Consider the following 21067-nt stretch of genomic DNA (forward strand, 5'->3'; position numbering starts at 1 on the left):
TAAAGTTGTTCATATTTATCACAAAAATAAAGATATTTGCATACTATTTATAAAAAATGAAATATTACATTGTCATACCTGCCCATAACGAAGAAAAGTTCATTAGTTTAACTTTAGAATCACTCGTTAATCAAACAATATTGCCTAAAAAAGTAGTAATAGTTAATGATAACTCTACTGACAAAACGGGAGAAATTGTTCTTTCTTATATTCAAAAACACCCTTGGATCTCCTTAGTTGAAAAAAAATCAGACGCTATTCATTTACCTGGAAGCAAAGTAATTCAAGCGTTTCAAACAGGATTGAATACGTTAGATGAGGAATACGATATTATGGTAAAAGGTGATTCAGATTTAATTTTTCCTACTAATTATTTCGAAACTATACTCAATCATTTTAAAAGTGATCCTGAGATAGGTATGGCTGGAGGATTTGCCTACATAGAGAAAAATGGTGATTGGATTTTAGAAAATTTAACAGATAAAGATCATATACGTGGTGCTTTTAAAGCTTATAGAAAAGAAACTTTTAAACAAATAGGCGGATTAAAACCGGCTATGGGTTGGGATACTGTAGATGAATTACTTTGTAAGTTCTATAATTGGAAAGTAGTAACTGATGAATCACTACATGTCAAACATTTAAAGCCCACGGGGGCTAATTATAATAAGGCATCACGCTATAAACAAGGGGAGGCTTTTTACAGTTTAGGCTATGGTTTTTTAATCACGGCAATTGCCTCTTTAAAGTTAGCCACGCGCAAAGGTAAAGCTCATTTGTTTTTAGATTATATTAAAGGTTTTTGGAAAGCTAAAATAGAAAAGAAACCTATGCTGGTAACTTCTGAACAAGCCCAATTTGTAAGGGCTTATCGTTGGAAAAAAATGAAAGAAAAACTTTTTAAACAGTTTAAGTAAACAGTAATTAACGATTGTTCTTAAAAAAGAATGATTAAAAAATATTATTTTTACCCCTTCGTTTACTTAACCAAATGCTAAAACTGTAAACTGAGCACTACTTTATGATGTTAGTAAGATACTTATCTCAAATAGGAAGATACTTCTTAATGCTACGAGAGATCTTCAAAAAACCTACCAAATGGTCGGTTATGGAAAATTTAATTTTTAAAGAAATAGATGATTTAATATTTGATTCTTTGGGAATCGTATCTTTCATCTCATTTTTCGTAGGAGGAGTGGTTTCTATCCAGACTGCTTTAAATCTTACAAACCCATTAATTCCTAAATATTTAATTGGTTTTGCTACAAGACAATCCGTTATTCTTGAATTTGCACCTACTTTTATCTCTATCATTATGGCTGGTAAAATGGGATCTTTTATTACCTCTAGTATTGGTACGATGCGTGTTACAGAACAAATTGATGCGTTAGAAGTAATGGGCGTTAATTCTTTAAACTACTTAGTTTTCCCAAAGCTAATAGCTTTATTGTTATACCCTTTTGTTATTGGCTTAAGTATGTTTTTAGGAATATTTGGAGGATGGCTTGCTGCTGTGTACGGAGGATTTGCGACAGCAGATGAATTCATGTCTGGTTTACAGGCTGAATTTATATCTTTTCATGTAGTATATGCTTTCATTAAAACCTTTGTTTTTGCTTTTTTATTAGCTACCATACCTTCATTTCATGGTTACTATATGAAAGGAGGTGCTCTAGAAGTAGGTAAAGCAAGTACTGTATCTTTTGTATGGACTTCTGTAGTCATTATTTTATGTAATTATATTTTAACTCAACTTCTTTTAACGAACTAATCATGATAGAAGTCAATAATGTTAAGAAATCATTTGGTGATCAAATGGTCTTAAAAGGAATCAGTACAACACTAGAAGCAGGGAAGACAAATTTAATTATTGGTCAGTCTGGATCAGGAAAAACAGTATTTCTTAAATCGCTTTTAGGAATCCATAAAGTAGACAGTGGAACAATTTCTTTTGATGGTCGTATTTATGAGGAAATGAGTGATAATGATCGTCGGGATTTACGTACCGAGATTGGGATGGTTTTTCAAGGAAGTGCTTTGTTTGACTCCATGACTGTCGAAGAAAACATAGGGTTCCCACTTAAAATGTTTTCAAATAAATCAAAAAAAGAAATTAAAGAACGGGTAGATTTTGTAATAGAGCGTGTAAAACTTGTGAATGCTCACCATAAAAAACCAAGTGAAATATCAGGAGGTATGCAAAAACGTGTTGCTATTGCTCGTGCTATCGTTAACAACCCTAAATATTTATTTTGTGATGAGCCTAATTCTGGACTTGATCCTAAAACAGCTATTGTAATCGATAATCTTATTCAAGAAATCACAAAAGAATATAATATTACAACTGTTATTAACACCCATGATATGAACTCTGTAATGGAAATAGGAGATAAAATTGTATTCCTTAAAAATGGTCTAAAAGCATGGGAAGGAGATAAAACTCAAATTTTTAAAACAGATAATGAAGCCGTTACTGATTTTGTTTATTCTTCTGAATTATTTAAAAAAGTTAGAGAAGCTGTATTAAAAGAAGAGCTTTAAAATAGGAAAAAGGGGGCCGAAAAGTATAATTTTATTTTTGAGTTTAATCGATAAAGGAAAATTAAATAATTTAGCTCAAAATAATAGTTATTATTAAAACCACTTAAAATTTAAAAGATGGTTATAAACTTTTCGGACAGCCTCTTTCTCTAAACACACAACGATAAGAAATTAATAGGTAAATATAAATCTTGTATATACGGGATCATGATCTGAAATATCTCCTCCAAAATATTGAGCATTAAAACGACTGGTTGGTGTTATATAATCAGGTTGTTTATGGTTTTTGTCTAATAGTATGTAATCTAATGTATTGTTATAATCTTTAAATCCTTGGTATCTTACTACTGTATTTTGGTTAGAATAGGTACCTCTATCTGTTAGTGGATTAAAAGAATAATTATTTATACCATTTAAGATTGCCTTCATCTTTTGATACTCATCAGTCAAGGTATATTCTACATTCATATCTCCTGCATAAATAACAGGTTCTGAATTAGGAATTTTAAAAGATTCTTTAAAATCTTTCATTTCTTCAAATTGCTTTTCACGTGTTAGTCTACCAGGAAAACCAGGTTGTTCAGAAGCAGTATGAGTTCCCATTATATGATATTTTTTTCCATTTTTTTGAACTATAGCATATACTACCCCTCTATTGGTTAATCCTTCTGGTGAATTAATTCTATTTTTAAATACTAATTGATATTTTTTTAGAATAGGATATTTACTTAGGATAATAACTCCTCCATTAATATGAAAAAGCGTATTACCACAATCCCCATAATAACCATCCCAATCATTAGGATACAAGACTGTTCCTTTTCCACTTGAACAATAAAGACCTAATAAAGAAGTCATATAGGGATAAACCGTTTTTATTTTAGCTAAAAAATCATCGCTAAAACGAGCATTAAAACCTTCTTGAATGACTAAAACATCAGGAGTTTCATTTCCTAAATTTGAGATATACTTTTGTAATTCAATGGCTCTCTCTTTACTCTTATATTGAGCTAAAACACTGGGTATTTGATACACATTATAACTCATAACAGAAAATGTTTCAGAAGAACTAATAAGCCTTTGGGCTGGCATTTCAGAGTTTTCAAGTAAAAATACATTTTCATCTGAGCAAGATACGATGCCTAGAAGACCTAATAAAAATAATAGTTTTTTCATGTTTTAATTTTTGAACAAAACTATATGACTTAGATTAGGAAATTCTTAATTTAAATTTATCTATTATTATATAAATGTTTAAATAATTTATTCACATATTAAGTAAACAATAACATTTTAAGAAAAGGTAAGTGTTTTTTATAAAGGAATTTTATAAAATATAAGAAATAAAAAAGGCTGTCTAAAAATACAAAACCATACGGTGTAGTCCATCAAAGATTAAGACCAACTTTTAATTTTTCAGACAACCTCTTTATAAATAAGTATGTTTTTTAAGAAGGTAAATTTGCTACTACAGTTTTTATATCCTGCTCTTTATTTTTAGGATATATTAATAACACATCATCTTTGTCTACTACTATATAATCTTTTAATCCGTCTATTACTACCAGTTTTTTTCCTTCTGTACGAATAATATTATTATTTGCATTTTCTAGATATACAGTAGCATTTACAACTGCATTATCTTGTTCATCTTTAGGAAGTTTATCATATAATGATCCCCAAGTTCCTAAATCATTCCAATCAAAAGTGGCAGGTAAAACAAATACATTTTGTGCTTTTTCTAAAATAGCATAATCTACAGAAATATTTTGAGCTAATGGATAATTATTCAAAATAAAAGCTGCTTCTTTTTCAGTATTATACATTTCATATCCATTCATAAAATGGGTGTACATAGTAGGTTGAAATTCTTCAAATGCTTTTAAAACACTTTTTACGCTCCATACAAAAATACCTGCATTCCATAAAAAATTTCTACTTTGTATAAACTTACGAGCTGTTGCATAATCTGGTTTTTCTCTAAATTGCTTAACCTTTTTTATCGGTCGTGAATCTAATTTATCATACTCAATATACCCATAACCTGTATTAGGGAATGTAGGTAAAATACCTAAAGTCATTAAGTTTTCATCACGTTCACAAAAATCAAAGGCATGTTGTAAATTAGCACAGAATTGAACTTCATCTTCAATCCAATGATCAGATGGTGCTACAACAACTACTGCATTAGGATTTTCTTTTTTTATTTTAAGAGTCGCATATAAAATACAAGGTGCTGTATTACGCATGGCAGGCTCTAAAACAACTTGCTCCTGCTTAACTCCAGGTAATTGTTCTAAAACTATGTCATTATAACTTTCATTAGTTAGTATCAAAATATTTTCCTTAGGTATAATTTGTGAAAGCCTTGAAAACGTTTTTTGAATAAGAGTTTCACCTGTTCCTAACATATCATGAAACTGTTTAGGAAATTCTACAGTAGATACAGGCCAAAAACGAGAACCAACTCCACCAGCCATTATAATTGCGTAATAATTTTTGTTCATAGGTTTTAAAAGTAACAAAGTGCGAAGTTACAAAGATTAAAATTAATTTGGCAACAACTCCACTTCAGCATTGGGGTTAAACAAATAAGTTTTTCCAGTACTTAACTCTAAGCATTCAAAGCGTTTTGTACGAAGGGCTATTTTTTTAAAAATTTTACCATTATGAATTCTAAACAGACTTCCAAAAGGAATTTCAAACACATAATGTTTATCATTTTCTGGATCAAATTGTTTGAGCGCTAAAGCTAGGGTAGCATCAGTATCGCTACTGGCTTTTGGATTACGAAAATGCCTTGCTATCAATGATAATAATGAAGGAGGAAATATTTCTGGACGAATAAAAGGAACCATCAATTTTTGAAATGTATGCTTCCACTCTTCTCCATGAGGTTTTATATTTCGCCCATATTTTTCAAATGCAACTAAATGGGCTATCTCATGAATAAGTGTAATTAGAAAACGATATTCATTTTGAGAATAATTAACTGTTATAATATGTCTACCATTACTTTCTCGTCTATAATCTCCATGACGGGTTACCCTTTCATTTACAATTTTTAAATGTACATGATTCGTTTTGATTAATTCAAAACATAAAGGAACAGAATGTTCAGGCAAGTATTTATAGAGAACTTCTTGCATTACTTATCATTCTTGCTTTTTAGATTAAAATTTAATTTTACTATAACTTTCATATAAATTTTATAATCCGAACTCTACTCTTTCAGTTATTAAATTCTTTCAAACAACTGATTTTTTTCTGTTATTAACTTCTCTTTTTAATTATGTTCTATCTTGTTAAAGACTCGTTTTCGTTAAACTTTATTAGGTTCACAATAAAGATCATCTCCTCTTTTATATTCTTTTTAAGGTGTAGTAGATGACACTTGTAAAACTTTTCCATTATAATATTTATTTCCATTTAAAGAAAAATCAAAAATATAGTTTGCCATTTCAGATGCATTAATAGGAGCTTGGTAACCTGGGAAAGCTTCTTGTAACATTTCAGTTTGTACCGCTCCTAAAGCAAGAACATTAAAAGCAATTCCTTTTTCTTTGTATTCTTCTGCTAATAATTCAGACAAAGTGATAACTGCTCCTTTACTTGAACTATAGGCTGAAAGTCCTGGAAATTTCAGACTTCCTTGTATTCCTCCCATAGAACTAATGGTTATAACATGGCTTCCTTTTTTAAGATAAGGAATACAAATACGAGTTAATGCAGCAACTCCAAAAACGTTTACTTTGTAAACATTTTCAAATTGAGCTGAAGTAATTTGTTCAAAGGGTTTATGTAATAAACTTCCTGCATTATGAATTATGATATCTACTTGTTTCCATGATTTTTCTAAAAAATTTTCAACTTGTATTAATTCTTCTTCAACAGCTAAATCAAGGGCTAAACAGGTAATGTTTTTATTATCTATTAAAGTCTGCTGTGTTTTACGTGAAATAGCTAATACTTGGTGTCCCGCATTAGCAAATTGCAATGCTAACTCATAGCCTATTCCTCTAGAAGTTCCTGTTATTATAATATTTTTATTTTTCATCTAACTTAATTTCTTTTGTAGCTGCATTAATCATTTTTTCAAGTATAATTTTAGTCTTTTCGGTTACTTTTTGAATATGAGGTATATCCATTTTTTCAAATTCATCTTTTACATGATGGTAAAATTTATAGTTTTCAAAATCAAAAGTAGAGATAGTATGTGCTGGAATATGATACTCTTCGTAAAAAGGATAATTATCTGATGCTTTAAAAAGTTGATATCTACTTTCAACAGGAAGATAACCTACCCATTTTTCACCAGCATATTCATTCATTTTTTTAGCCATATTTGATTTCGTTATACCAGTCATGTAAACCAACATTTTTTTGTGATTCATTGGAATTCCTATCATTTCAAAATTGAACATAAAATAAATATCTATTTTTGCATTTTTCATCTTTTTTGCTAGGTGACGTGAGCCTAATAATCCTTTTTCTTCGGCTGTAAACAAAGCAAAAATAATGGAGCGTTTATTATTTTTTTTCTCTGAAAAATAGCGCATTACTTCTAATACAGCTGTAGTTCCCACAGCATTATCATTAGCTCCATTGGCTATAATATCCCCTTCTACTTCTGTAGCATTACCTATATGATCGTAATGTGCACCAATAACTACATATTCATTTTTCAGATCAGGGTCGTTTCCTTCTATAACTCCAACAATATTATAAGCAGGTTTATGATAATCTGACAGTTTATCTCGATATGTTTTATAAAAAGGTTTTATTTTATTTTCTTTAAATTCTTTTTCCAAAAACACCATTACGTTTTCCATTTCAGGTGTTCCTGGTTCGCGTCCTTTATTTTCATCTGAGGCTAAAAATTGTATTATTTTTTTAATTCTTTCCTCTTTCTGATATTCTGTTTCTTGAGCATTTAGTTTTATAAAAGAACTAACTAACAATATACCTACTAGCTTATATATATTCATGCTATCGTTATTTTAAATTTTTCCTTCTGTTTGTAAAATCCATTGTAACTCGGCATCCCAATTATTTTGATAATCTTCTTTTTTAGAAATTATTGTAACTTGTGGCATTACTCCTCTTCCTTTTATAGCTGATTTTTTCACAACTCCTATTTCCATCATTCCTACTCTAAACTTTAGTTTAGAATAAGGCAATGTTAAAACAGGAAGTGTTCCCGCTACCGTACTATTAAAAGCACCTCCTGTTTCTTCGCCTAGGAAAATACCTCTATTTATATTTTGCAAATTAGCTGAAATAACACTGGAGGCTGAAAAACTTCCTCCGTTTATTAACACATATAATTTACCTTGATAATTATTATCTTTAGGTTGTAATCTATTAGTTAATTTTGATTTTTGATAAAAAAAGCCTTTGGGTGATTTTTTTATCGAAAAAAAATTTTTAATAGTATATGGAATTATTATAGGTGCTAATGTAATCAGGATTCTTTTTGGTACGTTACGAAACATGTTAGTTGCTAAACTCGTTCGATTTGTTACTTTTAAGGTATCCACAAAATTTACAAAATCGGGACTAATATACGTAAATAAATTCTTAATTTCTTCAATACTTCCTCCTCCATTATTTCGTAAATCAAGGACTAAGGTTTTTACCTTTTTATTCTCAATTTCTTTAAATATGAGTGAGTAAGCTTTTGACTGTTTTCCTCCTACAAATTTATTTATACGTAATATGGCTAATGAAGAATCTACTACAGGATAGATTAATTGTCGGGTAAACTCTTTTTTTATTTCATCGTATCCAAAAATTGATTTTTTTATTTCTAGTTCTTTTTCATGTGATCTTTGAAGTTCTTTTTCGTTTTTAGATCTTTTTTTAATTGTATCTATTCTTTTTTTATTTTTTTCTTTTCTAAATCCTTTTGTTAAGGCAACTCTCGTTAAAAGTTTTGTATAAAGACTGTCTTTATATAAAAATTCTACTTGTATACTATCTGTATTTTCCTTTTCTAATTTAATGTAATTAACAATTTTATTGGCAAAGGCTCGATTATAATATGTTTGATTATACCCATCTGAAGCTTCTGTTCCTTTGTATTTATCGAATAAATATTGAGGGGTTATTCCTTGTATATTTTTTATAACGGTTCCTGGTTTTATCGTGATATCTTTAGAGTAATTTTGTGTAACAATTAACTCATCATTGATGTAAGAGAAACTAAATAAAGACAAAGGATAGATTCCTTTTTTTTCAATTCTTTCAATTTATTTCTAGAAAATTGTTTATATAAGGGCTGTATAATAGTATGCCCTTGCCTAACACTTGCCACTACCCTACTAATTCCAAAATAAAATTCATTTGGTTTTAAAGGATTTTTAATGCTTTTCTTTAGACTATCAAATTTAAATTTTAAATCTTTTTTGTTAATATATAACTCTAAAGAGGGATGTAGTTTAAATAATTTTCTCTCTACAAAATCTATATCTTTATGTAGTTTTTTTATTGCTACAGGAGTTTCTATGTGTTGATTTGCTTGATGCACTGATTGACAATTTTGAAATAATATCAAAATCAAGCCTATAATTAATATTTTTATTTTTTTAATCATCTATATGGATGTTGTTTACGATAAGTTTCTGTATAATATATTGTTTGTTGTAATTTCAAGCTACAAAATAAAAAAATCCCGAATGTTTTTCAACTTTCGGGATTTAATAATTCTTGATTTATTTTTTTACGCTAACATCGTTACTGGGTTTTCCATATAAGCTTTAAAAGTTTGTAAAAACTGTGCTCCTGTGGCTCCATCTACTGTTCTATGATCACATGCTAAAGTAACCGTCATTGTGTTACCTACTACAATTTGTCCGTTTTTAACAACTGGTTTTTCAACAATGGCTCCAACTGACAAAATAGCTGAATTAGGTTGATTAATGATAGAGGTAAAAGATTGGATTCCAAACATTCCTAAATTAGATATGGTAAAAGTACTTCCTTCCATTTCGTTAGGTTGTATCTTTTTAATTTTGGCTCTTCCTGCCATATCTTTTACTGAGGCTCCTATTTGGGATAAAGTCATTTGATCCGCAAATTTTAATACTGGTACTACTAAACCATCTTCTACTGCAACTGCAACACCAATATTCACATGATGGTTTAAGATCATAGCCTCTTCTTTCCATTGTGAATTTACTTGTGGATGTTTTTTTAATGCCATAGCAGAAGCTTTTATCACCATATCATTAAAAGATACCTTTGTATTTGGCAAATTATTAATCATGGATCTAGATGTCATTGCATTATCCATATCTAACTCAATTGTTAGATAATAATGAGGTGCTGTAAATTTAGATTCTGATAAGCGTTTTGCAATTACTTTACGCATTTGTGAGTTTTTCACTTCTTCTTGATATACCTCACCTGCTGGTATGAAAGGTTTTACTGCTGCTACTGTTGTTACTGCTTCAGCTACTGTATCTGTTGCAGAAATGCTTGGTAGGTTTACCTGAACTGCTGATGAATTGTATGCTTCAACATCTGCTTTTGTTATACGTCCATTTTCTCCTGTTCCTTTTACAGAAGCTAAATTAATTCCTTTTTCTTGTGCTATTTTTTTAGCTAATGGAGAGGCAAAAATTCTCCCTGTATTGTTTGATGCTTCTTTTTGAGGAGCTGATACGGCTTCTTCTTTTGATTCTTGTATTATTTCTGTCTTAGGTGCAACAGCTCCTTCAGTTGAAAAATTAGCTAAAATAGCTGCAACATCTGTACCAGCTGGTCCTAAAATTGCTAAAATACTATCTACAGGAGCTGAATCGCCTGTTTGAACGCCTATGTATAATAAAGTACCTGAATTAAATGATTCAAATTCCATGGTTGCTTTATCTGTTTCAATTTCAGCTAAAATATCGCCTTCTTTTATAGTATCTCCTATGTTTTTTAACCAACTTGCAACAGTACCTGTTGTCATGGTATCACTCAAACGAGGCATAGTAACTACTTTTACTCCTGCTGGTATTTCAAAAGAAGGAATAGCATTTGTTGTAGACATTTCTATATTGGTTTCTCCAATTGGTTCTTCTTTTTTAGAAGTATTTCCATTTAATAATGCTGAAATATCTTCGCCTTCTTGGCCAATGATTGCTAATAATGAATCTACTGGGGCTGTTTGACCTGCTTCAATTCCTATATGTAATAATACTCCTGAATTAAAAGATTCAAATTCCATAGTGGCTTTATCCGTTTCTATTTCAGCCAATATATCTCCTTCTTTAATTTTATCTCCCACTTTTTTAAGCCATGTTGCTACAGTCCCTTCGGTCATGGTATCGCTCAAACGAGGCATGGTAACTACTATTGCCATAATCTTTTATAATTTATGAGGTAAAAATGGATAATTTTCTTGTTCGTATACAACGTCGTATAATTGTTCTATAGTAGGGAATGGTGATTCCTCGGCAAATTTCTCGCACTCAGCTACTAAGTCTACTACACGTTGATCAATTACTTCAATTTCCGCATCTGTAGCATACCCTTCGGCTTTAATTATATCTAAAACTTGGATAATTGGATCTATTTTTTTGTATTCTTCTACCTCTTCTTTTGTTCTGTATAATTGTGCATCTGACATTGAATGTCCTCTATAGCGATATGTTTTCATTTCTAGAAATGTAGGTCCATCACCACGACGTGCTCTATCAATAGCCTCGTGCATAGCTTCTGCTACTTTTACTGGATTCATTCCATCTACAGGTCCACATGGCATTTCATATCCTAAACCTAATTTCCAGATATCAGTATGGTTAGCGGTTCTTTCTACAGAAGTTCCCATGGCATATCCATTGTTTTCAACGATAAAAACTACTGGTAATTTCCAATTCATTGCCATATTAAAAGCTTCATGTAAAGACCCTTGACGTGCAGCTCCATCACCAAAATAGGTTAATGTAACACCATCACGACCAAAATATTTATCTGCAAAAGCAATACCTGCACCCACAGGAATTTGAGCTCCTACGATACCATGACCTCCATAAAAACCATGTTCTTTATCAAAGATGTGCATAGATCCTCCCATACCTTTAGACGTACCTGTTACTTTCCCTAACAATTCGGCCATTACTTTTCGAGGATCTGTACCCATACCTATTGGTTGTACGTGATTACGATATGCTGTAATCATTTTATCTTTGGACAAGTCCATAGCGTGTAAAGCACCTGCTAATACCGCTTCTTGTCCGTTATATAAATGCAAAAATCCTCTAACTTTTTGTTGAATATACAAGGCAGCAAGTTTATCTTCAAACTTTCTCCAGAACTGCATGTCTTCGTACCACTTAAGGTAGACTTCTTTTGTAATTGGTTTCATATCTAGCTTCTATTTGCTTTACTTATTACACATAATATTATTTAATGAGTTAAAAAACTAAAGCATTTTTTTTATCTAATTAATACACAAATAGGGAATCTCCCTAAATTAATGCTCTGCAAAAGTATAACTTTCCTAGTAAGTAGTAAAATTTAATAGGTAATTTTTAAATCATAAAAACTTTTTATCAAAAGTAAGTGGTAAAAGATTTTGTATAGAATCTGATTTATACACTTCTCCTGTTTCTCCCATAAAATAAATTTCAATAGGTTGTTCTTGTTTATACTCGTATTCAAAAATAGATTGTCTACAAGATCCACAAGGAGGAATAGGCTTATCTGTAACTGACAAAGTAGAACCTGCAGTAATTGCCATTTTTAAAATTTTGGCGTTTGGATATTGAGCTCCTGTATAAAAAATAGCTACTCTTTCTGCACATAAACCAGAAGGATAAGCTGCATTTTCTTGATTAGAACCTGTCACAATTTGCCCATTATCTAACAAAAGAGCTGCTCCAACATTAAATTTAGAATAAGGGGCATACGCCTGCATTCGAGCTTCAATGGCTTTTTGCATTAATGTCTTCACTTCCTCCGATAACTCAACCACTGAATCATAAACACTCAGTTTTGTATCAATTTTAATTTCTCTCATCATAAAGGTTAAGGGGAAAAAAAATCCAAATTTCATTTTACTGAAATTTGGATCTATAATTAATAATTTATTTTTTTAATATTGTTTGTAATCATCACCAAAATTAATAGTCAATGAAAAACGCAATGTATTTTCTAGTGGATTTTTAACTTTAGACATTGAGAATAAATACGATACGTCTACTTTTAGAGATGAATATTTAAACCCTGCACCTATAGTTGCAAATTTTCTAGCTCCTTTTACAGCACTTTCATTAAAATATCCTCCTCTAAAAGCAAATGAATCTTGATACCAATATTCTAATCCTGCTGCCCAAGTGGTTTCTTTTAACTCCTCACTAAAACCTCCTGGAGCATCTCCAAAGGATTTAAACATACCTGCTACCCAGCCTGTACTATTATATTGATTAACAGCGTCACGATAATCTTTTTGCTCTGAAGGATCTAAAACACCATTTCCATTGCTATCTATAGCTGTCTTAGGAGTTGGCACTAATAATTTATTAAATTCTAAAGTAGTAGATAACTTATTATAATCATCAAAAATAAAATCAAATCCTCCTCCTAAACGTAAATTAGCTGGCAAGAAGTTTGAACTACGTTCTACATCTGAATCGTACGAGATTTTAGGCCCCATGTTTTGAAGATTAAAACCGCCTCTCCATCTACCGTTGAAGTTACTGTACGCTATTTCAGATGATTCATAATAACCTGCTACATCTACTGCAAATGTTTGAGCAGATTTAGCGTCATTTGTACTAGTTGGTATTCTTAAATTAGAACGTATATATCGTCCTGCGATACCCATTGAAAATTTATCACTTAATTGCAAAGAATAAGACCCATCTAATGCCAATTCATTAGGGTTTACATTACCTGTTTGAACTCCTGTTTCATTTCTTAATTCAATTTCACCTAAACCGAAATATCGAAATCCAACTCCAAAAGCACTTCTCTCGTTAAATCTATTAAAATAAGTAAGCTGTCCTAATGACATATCATTTACTAATTCGGTTAAATAAGGTGTATAACTTACTGAAACACCATGCTTTTTTAAAGAAAAAGCATACTTAGCAGGATTGTACTGTTGTGAGAAAGCATCAGGCGAAGTTGCTACTCCCATATCTCCCATAGAGGCAGCTCTTGCATCAGCTGCTATTTGCAAAAAGGGTACCGCCGTAGTTATAACTCTATTATCATTCTGAAATTGAGCAAAGGCACTCACTCCAGTAAAAATCCCGATTAATACTAAACTAATTTTCTTCATTGGATTAAATAAAATGTTTACAAATATAATTTCTTTTATCAAAGAATCACTAATTTTTCAATTTTTTCCGCTTTTTTATTTGACAAAATCGACTTCACTGTCAACTTATACAAATAAACTCCTTTGGCTATTTTATCTCCAAAATCATCTCTTCCATCCCATTTTAAATCTCTTGACAAAAAACCTGTTGTAGAAATGGTTTGATTTTTAGTCCAAACAATCTTACCTGTTATTGTCATAACTTGAATTTGAACTTCCAAAGGCTCAAAGGGTTTATTATGAGTAAACCAAAACTCTGTATGATTAACGAACGGATTAGGATAATTCAATACATTTGTTAACACTAACTCTGAATCATCTATTACAACAAATTTCAAATCTGCACTCACCACGTTATTATAGACATCCCAAGCTTTAACTGTTAATGTATGAGTTCCTGACGATAATTTTGCAAATTGATAATTTACTACGCCTTTGGTAAAATCATCTTTAGTTGAATTATAAAAATCATTTAAAATAATAGGTTTTGTCTCATCTCCGTCCAAATAAGCTACTATATCATGACCAATTCCTCCTGCTGTATTGATTCCATTTTCATCTTGTAGTTCTATAATTAAAATGGGGGTTTGATTTACAATACTTCCCGCGACAAAAGTCTTATCATTAATATATAATTCCATTTTAGGCGGACTATTATCTTGTTGGGCATTTTGATTTACACCTCCTATTTTAATATTTAAATCATTTCCTGTTCTATCTTTTATACCTGCATTTTCGGCAACATAAAAACTTACTTTACCATTTCCAATTGGAATTGAGATATCTTTAGGGACTACAAAATTAAATTGAAATTTACCTTCTTTTACATTTGCGTTTCCTCTAAAAATGGTTTCGCCAATAGATTTAAAAGATAGTTTGGGTAATATTCCATCATTTGCCAAAGTGGTTTTATCCACAAACTTATCAAAAATACTTACAAATAGTTCACCTTCATAATCATTTTCTAATTGTCCTTTTTCACTTTGAATTTCGCCTGAAATTTTCACCTTTGACAATGCAGACAAAGACCCTTTATAATCCGCTATAGGTTCATCATTTACATGAGTTATTATTGCTTTAGGATCAGGTATAGCTAGTTTCATTGCAGGATCTCCAATAAATGAAATCACATGATTTCCAACATTTAGTGCCTCTCTTTTAGCTAAACGTACTGCTTCAGCGATTGATACTTTTCCTTTATTTGAGTACCCAAACAAATAAGGTGCAATTAACAAATTATATTGTTCTCCTATGAATTGATAAATCAATCTTGAAGTCGAAATTAGTGCAACTGGTCCTCCGTATGGATTTTGAAAAGCAACCTCTCCTCCTGTGTCTCTCAAAGGATTATCATAACGAGTAAACTCACAAGTTACTGTCATAAAAAGAGGAAATTTATATAGGTTTGTTAATGATTTTATATCTGCTAATTCAAATAAACGTTCACTTGCCAAACCACTTTCGCCTCCATGACCTATATATATCATGGCTAATGCTCCTTGTGAAAAAGAATTTAAAAACTCTTCTTTCGCTTTAGGATATTTTTGTCCTCCTGAGGTAATAATTTGCTCATAAGCATCTGTGAAAATTTTTTTTGCATTAAAGGAAGGACGATTTAACACTATTGCATCTGCCATATTATTCAAATTAACCTGCAAGGTAGCGTCTGAATCTTTATCTACATCATCTGACAAAAACACTAAATTATTTCGCCATTTTCCCATTGATTTTTTGTCATGATATTGAATAATTTTATCTACCATTTGTTGAGCTTGCAAAACATCTTTTGCTAAAATTCTTCCTACGGCTATATCACAACCTTCTGTTCCTGTCATACGTCCTTCATTTGGATCTAGCATTCCAAAAAATTCATCTGATACAAAGGAGTCCGATAGGGTAAAACTTCCTAGTGATTGTAAATTAGGAACCAAATTTGTATTATTTTTAATACGATCTTTATAATCAAAAGAGGCATCTCCAAAAAGGCATAGATAACTTATTTTTTTTCCTTTTGGTGCCACTTCATATAAATATCTTACTAGATTTCGTATAGCTCCTATATCCTGTTTACCTGCCGAAAATTCATTATAAATAGCATCTAAAGCAACTACTTTAACATTTAACTTTGAATAGTTTTTATGAAAATTAGCTAATCTATCAGCCTGAGATTTTAAAATTTTAGGAGTTACAATTAAATAATCAATAGGTTGTACTTCGTTATTCTCATCTAAAAAAATAGTCCCTTTTAAATCTTGGTTAACCACACTAGACATTTCATCAGATATAGGACTGTAATAATCATTAGGTTCTACTACTACATATTCATGTACTTTATCATCTATAAAACTTAAAAAAGAAAAATCATTTTCAGTTCCTTTATTTATTTTAGAAACCGAATCAAAATCAGTTACCTCCCAAATTTCTCTAATCTGCCCCACATTTTTAAGATTATATTGAGCAATTAATGGATTATTTTCAATTTGATTAATTCTAAATCCAAACTGTTTCCCATAACCTATAAGGTTTGATTTTGCTGTAACACTTAAAAAATCTAAATAAGCTTTTGCTGAAGGAACTCCATTATTATTATATGACAAATTAATAGATAGGGTATTCGAGGTATTTTCCTTATATCTAGAAACAAAAAAGCCTTCCTGACCTTTCACTGTACTCAAATCTGAAATTCCAAAAAAATTAGTTCTTCCTCTATCTATTCCATTAACAACTACATTTATACTTGAGGGCTTAGAACTCGTTGCTACAGAACTAAATTTAATTTCAACATCATCACCCAGCGCAATATTAGGCACTAAAAAATCAAAAGTATAATTAGATTTTAAATGTAATTCTTCACCAAACCAACGTCTCCCAAACTCACCAATATTATATTTATCAATTTCATGGTATACATAAAAATCATATTTATCAAAAAAAATATGAGCTGAACCAATAGGTTGAACCTTTGTTTGTATTCTTTTTCCTTTATCTCCTTCAGTGGTTATATAATAATAGGACTTATCAGCATACAAATTATTATGAGTCATATTTTCCTCACTCCACTTATCCATACCCAAACCGTAGAATAAAATATAATCAGAATCATCAAAAATACCATCTTCTTCCCCTACCACTTGAATTGCATTTTCTTGTAAATCTAAATAAGGATTTTCAGAATTCAACAAAGGAATCATAGCCCCTCCATTACCATAAATTTTCAGTGTTCGAGGATCCACATTAACATCAACACCTAATTGAGACAAAAAAGCTTTGGTTATTTTATAGACTCCTGATTTACCAACATAAAACTTTTTCCATTTTCCATTTCGTAACACTGAATTTTGCAAAACAGAAGCACGAGACCTTGCTAACATTTTTTGAGATCTCATTTCACCAAAGGAATAATTAAAAGAAACGATTCTTTTATAAACATTTCCCTCCTTATATATTGGGTTAAAACTCAAAACAACTGAATTTTCATCTCTGAAGGTTATATTTTTTAACTTAAAATCTACAACGTTATTAATTCTTTTTAAATCCAAAACACCTAACAAAGACTCCTCTATCTCTTCTGTTATTAGATTATAACATTTTAAAGAACCTTCCTCTGAAAAGACATTTTCAGCAATCTTTTGTGAAAACAACAAACTATTATTTTCAAAACTGAATACCAAAGACTCTGGTTGAAAATTAGGAATCATCACAACTCTTGTTTCATCGTATTTCAAAGGTTTTGTTGTCCACCTCAGCTCAATATTTCCTGACCACTGAGCATTTAAACAAACAGAATACAAAAAACTAAAAAAAAATAAAAACCATCTCATAAACAAATAAACGCAAATTATCTCATCATATTATCGGTAAAAATAAACTTAAATACACAATAAACCATATTTTTAAGCGTTAATGATATATAATATTTATAGGATGTTTTTATGCTGAAAAATAATTTGAGAAGTATTATTGCTAATTAATCGTTAATTATTATATTGCATCACTTTAAATAATTACCTACTGAAAGTATGAAAGTAAACAAAACGATGACAGTAAGAGCACTTTTATCTGCTATAGTGCTTTTAAGTTTTACTACCAGTTGTAGTAAAAAGTCTAGTACTAAAGACACTTCAGCTGCAACAGGCTGGAAAATTAATGATCCTAATGGAGGTTTCCAGTACAATTCGAATTTCACAAAACAAGAAACAGGTCCTGGTCTAGTTTTAGTTGAGGGAGGAACGTTTACGATGGGAAAAATTCAAGATGACGTTATGCATGATTGGAATAACACTCCATCTCAGCAACATGTTCAATCTTTTTACATGGATGAAACCGAAGTAACGAACATAATGTATATGGAGTATTTAGATTGGATCAAGAGAGTTTTCCCTCCAACAGAAGAAAATTACAAACATATATATAATGGTGCCTTACCAGACACTTTAGTATGGAGAAATCGTTTGGGTTATAACGAAACCATGACAAATAATTATTTACGCCACCCTGCTTATTCTCAATACCCTGTAGTTGGCGTAAATTGGTTACAAGCTACTGATTTTGCAAAGTGGAGAACAAATCGTGTAAATGAATCTCTTCTAGAAAGAGAAGGTTATATGAAAAAAGGAGCAAAACTAGTAGACGTTGATGCAAACAATAGCTTTGACACTGAAGCATATTTAGTATCTCCTTCCACTTCGTTTGGAGGAAATGAAGAAATCATCCTTCAAAAACAACGCGGTAGATCTAGTGCCAAAAAAAGTCAAAAAGGCTCTACAACAAATACTGATGCAACTGCTAGTAGCGATGGTCCTAAAAACGTGTATGCTCAAAAAACCTCAGGTTTATTATTACCTGAATACAGACTTCCTACAGAAGCTGAGTGGGAATATGCAGCAGCCTCAGATGTAGGAACTCGTGAATACAATACTTATAGAGGTCAGAAAAAATATCCTTGGAAAGGACAATATACTCGCTCTGGAAATAGAGTAACACGAGGAGATCAATTGGCTAATTTCAAACAAGGAAAAGGAGATTATGGAGGAATTGCAGGCTGGTCAGATGACAATGCAGATATAACAGCACCTGTAAAATCATACAAACCTAATGATTTTGGTCTTTACGACATGGCAGGTAACGTAGCTGAGTGGGTACAAGACGTTTATCGCCCTATCGTTGATGATGAAGCAAACGATTTCAACTACTTTAGAGGGAACGTCTATACAAAAAACAAGATAGACAAAGAAGGTAAAATTGTTTTTATAACTTCTGAAACGATAAAATACGATACATTAAGTAATGGTAAAGTAATCGCTGTAAGTAAACCAGGAGAAATTGCACAAGTCCCAGTTGATGAAAACGAAACATATTTGAGACAAAACTTCTCAAGAAGTAACAACATTGGTTTTAAAGATGGAGATAAGCAATCTTCTCGTTTCTATAACCTAAATGATGACTCAGGAGAAGACTTAAAAGACAAAAAAAGAATGTACAACTCTCCTCTTCATAAAGTATCCCCTGATAGTACTGGAAATATTAGTAGAAAATTTGACAAATCAGACAAAAGAACTACACTAGTAGGAGACAATGTAAGAGTTTACAAAGGAGGTTCTTGGAAAGACAGAGCTTATTGGTTAGATCCTGCTTCAAGAAGATATTTAAACCAAGACCTAGCTACCGATTTTATCGGATTTAGATGTGCTATGTCTCGCGTAGGTCCTAAATCAGACTTTAAAAAAACACCAAGAAATAAAAAATAACATACTTTCCGTTTAAGATAAGATCCCGCTTTTGCGGGATTTTATTTTTTTAGTAATTTAGCATTATGAAAATAGAAGAATTATACCAATGTTTTTTACAATGTGACACCGTAACAACGGACACAAGAAAAATAACCCCAAACAGCTTCTTTTTTGCATTAAAAGGAGAGCATTTTAATGCTAACGAATTTGCACAAGAAGCATTAAATAAAGGCGCACTCTTCGCCGTTATTGATGAAAAAAAATACTTGACTGATGAAAATAAAATGTTTCTTGTCAAAAATGTTTTAGAAACATTACAAGAACTTGCCCACTACCATCGTAATCAACTAGGACTTCCTATCATTGCACTCACTGGCAGCAACGGAAAAACAACCACTAAGGAATTAATAAACGTGGTACTTTCTAAAAAATATAAAACAATAGCCACCATAGGCAACCTAAACAACCACATTGGTGTCCCGCTAACCTTACTTTCTATCAAAGAAGATACAGATATTGCTATTGTTGAAATGGGCGCAAATCATCAAAAAGAAATCGAGTTATTATGTTCTATAACCGAGCCCGATTTTGGTTATATCACTAATTTTGGAAAAGCTCATTTAGAAGGTTTTGGAGGTATTGAAGGAGTTATCAAAGGAAAAAGTGAAATGTACGATTACCTTATCCATAATCACAAAACCATTTTTATTAATTCTGACGACCCTATTCAACTCAGCAAAACAGCCTCAGCCAATAGATATAGCTTTAGTACGAACCCAGATCACAAACCAAATGTTTATATCTCTGAATGCACTGCTAATCCTTTAGTAACCATAAACTATAACAACATAAACATAAATTCGCACCTTATCGGCATTTATAATGCCAATAATATTAATGCAGCTATCACCATCGGAAAATATTTCAACGTTGCTGACACCGAAATTAAAGACGCTATTGAAAATTACATCCCAAACAATAATCGTTCCCAATTAATAGAAAAAGGAAACAACAAAATAATTTTAGATGCTTACAATGCTAACCCTAGTAGTATGGCTGCCGCTCTGGGCAATTTCCAACAACTAGACGGATCCAAAATTGCCTTTTTAGGCGATATGTTCGAACTTGGCAACGAAAGCCTAGAGGAACATAAAAAAATAATAGAAAGTATCATTGATACAACAAATGTTCAATTCTATTTTATAGGCAAAAATTTTTACTCTTCAAAAATAGAAAAAGAACACATCTATTATTACACATCATTTGAAGATTTTATTAAAAATAAACCTAACGAAATAAACAACACCACGATCTTAATAAAAGGATCTAGAGGAATGGCTCTTGAGCGAATTTTGGATATTATTTAATTCCAAAAGTCAACAACTCAACCATTGCTTATTCAAGAATAATTACTTCTTTTCCGAAAACAGCCTTTCTAATATCTTAATAAACTGTATAATTCTCTTTAGATTTATACAGTTTA

17 protein-coding genes are annotated in these 21067 nt (G+C 31.1%); 5 read left to right on the top strand and 12 right to left on the bottom strand.

Going from position 1 to position 21067, the window contains the following annotated elements; translation table 11 throughout:
• Positions 1–56 precede the first annotated feature (56 nt).
• The 3 genes from AWN65_RS09800 to AWN65_RS09810 all read left to right on the top strand — a co-directional run bounded on the left by AWN65_RS09800 (position 57) and on the right by AWN65_RS09810 (position 2541).
• A complete protein-coding gene (locus tag AWN65_RS09800) occupies positions 57–917 on the top strand; it encodes a glycosyltransferase (RefSeq protein ID WP_060383001.1) in 861 nt (286 codons plus the stop codon).
• Between the two features lie 104 nt (positions 918–1021).
• Positions 1022–1771, top strand: a complete 750-nt coding sequence (locus AWN65_RS09805; protein WP_060383002.1) for an MlaE family ABC transporter permease — start codon at positions 1022–1024, stop codon at positions 1769–1771.
• Positions 1772–1773: 2 nt separating this feature from the next.
• Positions 1774–2541, top strand: coding sequence for an ABC transporter ATP-binding protein (locus tag AWN65_RS09810; protein WP_060383003.1), 768 nt, complete (start codon positions 1774–1776; stop codon positions 2539–2541).
• A 171-nt stretch (positions 2542–2712) separates the two neighbouring features.
• On the opposite strand, the gene AWN65_RS09815 is transcribed toward AWN65_RS09810, so the two are convergent.
• The 12 genes from AWN65_RS09815 to porU all read right to left on the bottom strand — a co-directional run bounded on the left by AWN65_RS09815 (position 2713) and on the right by porU (position 17676).
• The gene (locus AWN65_RS09815) at positions 2713–3717 is read right to left on the bottom strand and encodes a sphingomyelin phosphodiesterase (protein WP_060383004.1); all 1005 of its coding nucleotides are present in this window, start codon (positions 3715–3717) and stop codon (positions 2713–2715) included.
• 272 nt (positions 3718–3989) lie between these two features.
• Complete coding sequence (locus AWN65_RS09820) at positions 3990–5048, bottom strand: mannose-1-phosphate guanylyltransferase (protein WP_060383005.1); 1059 nt, start codon at positions 5046–5048, stop codon at positions 3990–3992.
• Positions 5049–5090: 42 nt separating this feature from the next.
• A complete protein-coding gene (locus tag AWN65_RS09825; RefSeq protein WP_060383006.1) occupies positions 5091–5690 on the bottom strand; it encodes a SprT-like domain-containing protein in 600 nt (199 codons plus the stop codon).
• 224 nt (positions 5691–5914) lie between these two features.
• Complete coding sequence (locus AWN65_RS09830; protein ID WP_060383007.1) at positions 5915–6598, bottom strand: SDR family NAD(P)-dependent oxidoreductase; 684 nt, start codon at positions 6596–6598, stop codon at positions 5915–5917.
• Positions 6588–7529, bottom strand: coding sequence for a M20/M25/M40 family metallo-hydrolase (locus AWN65_RS09835; RefSeq protein WP_060383008.1), 942 nt, complete (start codon positions 7527–7529; stop codon positions 6588–6590). Before AWN65_RS09835 ends, AWN65_RS09830 begins: the two co-directional genes overlap by 11 nt.
• A gap of 12 nt (positions 7530–7541) precedes the next feature.
• Positions 7542–8759 carry a S41 family peptidase gene (locus tag AWN65_RS09840; protein ID WP_060383009.1) on the bottom strand — a complete coding sequence of 406 codons (1218 nt, stop codon included), beginning with the start codon at positions 8757–8759 and terminating at the stop codon, positions 7542–7544.
• Positions 8720–9136: a hypothetical protein gene (locus AWN65_RS09845; protein WP_060383010.1), complete on the bottom strand. Its 417-nt coding sequence runs from the start codon at positions 9134–9136 to the stop codon at positions 8720–8722. Before AWN65_RS09845 ends, AWN65_RS09840 begins: the two co-directional genes overlap by 40 nt.
• A gap of 126 nt (positions 9137–9262) precedes the next feature.
• A complete protein-coding gene (locus AWN65_RS09850) occupies positions 9263–10891 on the bottom strand; it encodes a pyruvate dehydrogenase complex dihydrolipoamide acetyltransferase (RefSeq protein WP_060383011.1) in 1629 nt (542 codons plus the stop codon).
• A gap of 6 nt (positions 10892–10897) precedes the next feature.
• Positions 10898–11896: a pyruvate dehydrogenase (acetyl-transferring) E1 component subunit alpha gene (pdhA, locus tag AWN65_RS09855; RefSeq protein ID WP_060383012.1), complete on the bottom strand. Its 999-nt coding sequence runs from the start codon at positions 11894–11896 to the stop codon at positions 10898–10900.
• 171 nt (positions 11897–12067) lie between these two features.
• Positions 12068–12550, bottom strand: a complete 483-nt coding sequence (gene cdd, locus AWN65_RS09860) for a cytidine deaminase (protein ID WP_060383878.1) — start codon at positions 12548–12550, stop codon at positions 12068–12070.
• A 75-nt stretch (positions 12551–12625) separates the two neighbouring features.
• Positions 12626–13816: a type IX secretion system outer membrane channel protein PorV gene (gene porV, locus AWN65_RS09865; protein ID WP_060383013.1), complete on the bottom strand. Its 1191-nt coding sequence runs from the start codon at positions 13814–13816 to the stop codon at positions 12626–12628.
• A 38-nt stretch (positions 13817–13854) separates the two neighbouring features.
• Positions 13855–17676: a type IX secretion system sortase PorU gene (porU, locus tag AWN65_RS09870; protein ID WP_060383014.1), complete on the bottom strand. Its 3822-nt coding sequence runs from the start codon at positions 17674–17676 to the stop codon at positions 13855–13857.
• Positions 17677–17874: 198 nt separating this feature from the next.
• On the opposite strand from porU, the gene gldJ reads away from it, so the two are divergent.
• Together gldJ and AWN65_RS09880 are read left to right on the top strand one after the other, a co-directional pair.
• Positions 17875–19602, top strand: a complete 1728-nt coding sequence (gene gldJ / locus AWN65_RS09875) for a gliding motility lipoprotein GldJ (RefSeq protein WP_060383015.1) — start codon at positions 17875–17877, stop codon at positions 19600–19602.
• Positions 19603–19667: 65 nt separating this feature from the next.
• Entirely contained in the window at positions 19668–20951 is a 1284-nt protein-coding gene (locus AWN65_RS09880) for a UDP-N-acetylmuramoyl-tripeptide--D-alanyl-D-alanine ligase (protein ID WP_060383016.1), read from the top strand.
• The last annotated feature ends 116 nt before the right edge of the window (positions 20952–21067 follow it).

The organism is Flavobacterium covae, assembly GCF_001534645.1.
Classification (GTDB): domain Bacteria; phylum Bacteroidota; class Bacteroidia; order Flavobacteriales; family Flavobacteriaceae; genus Flavobacterium; species Flavobacterium covae.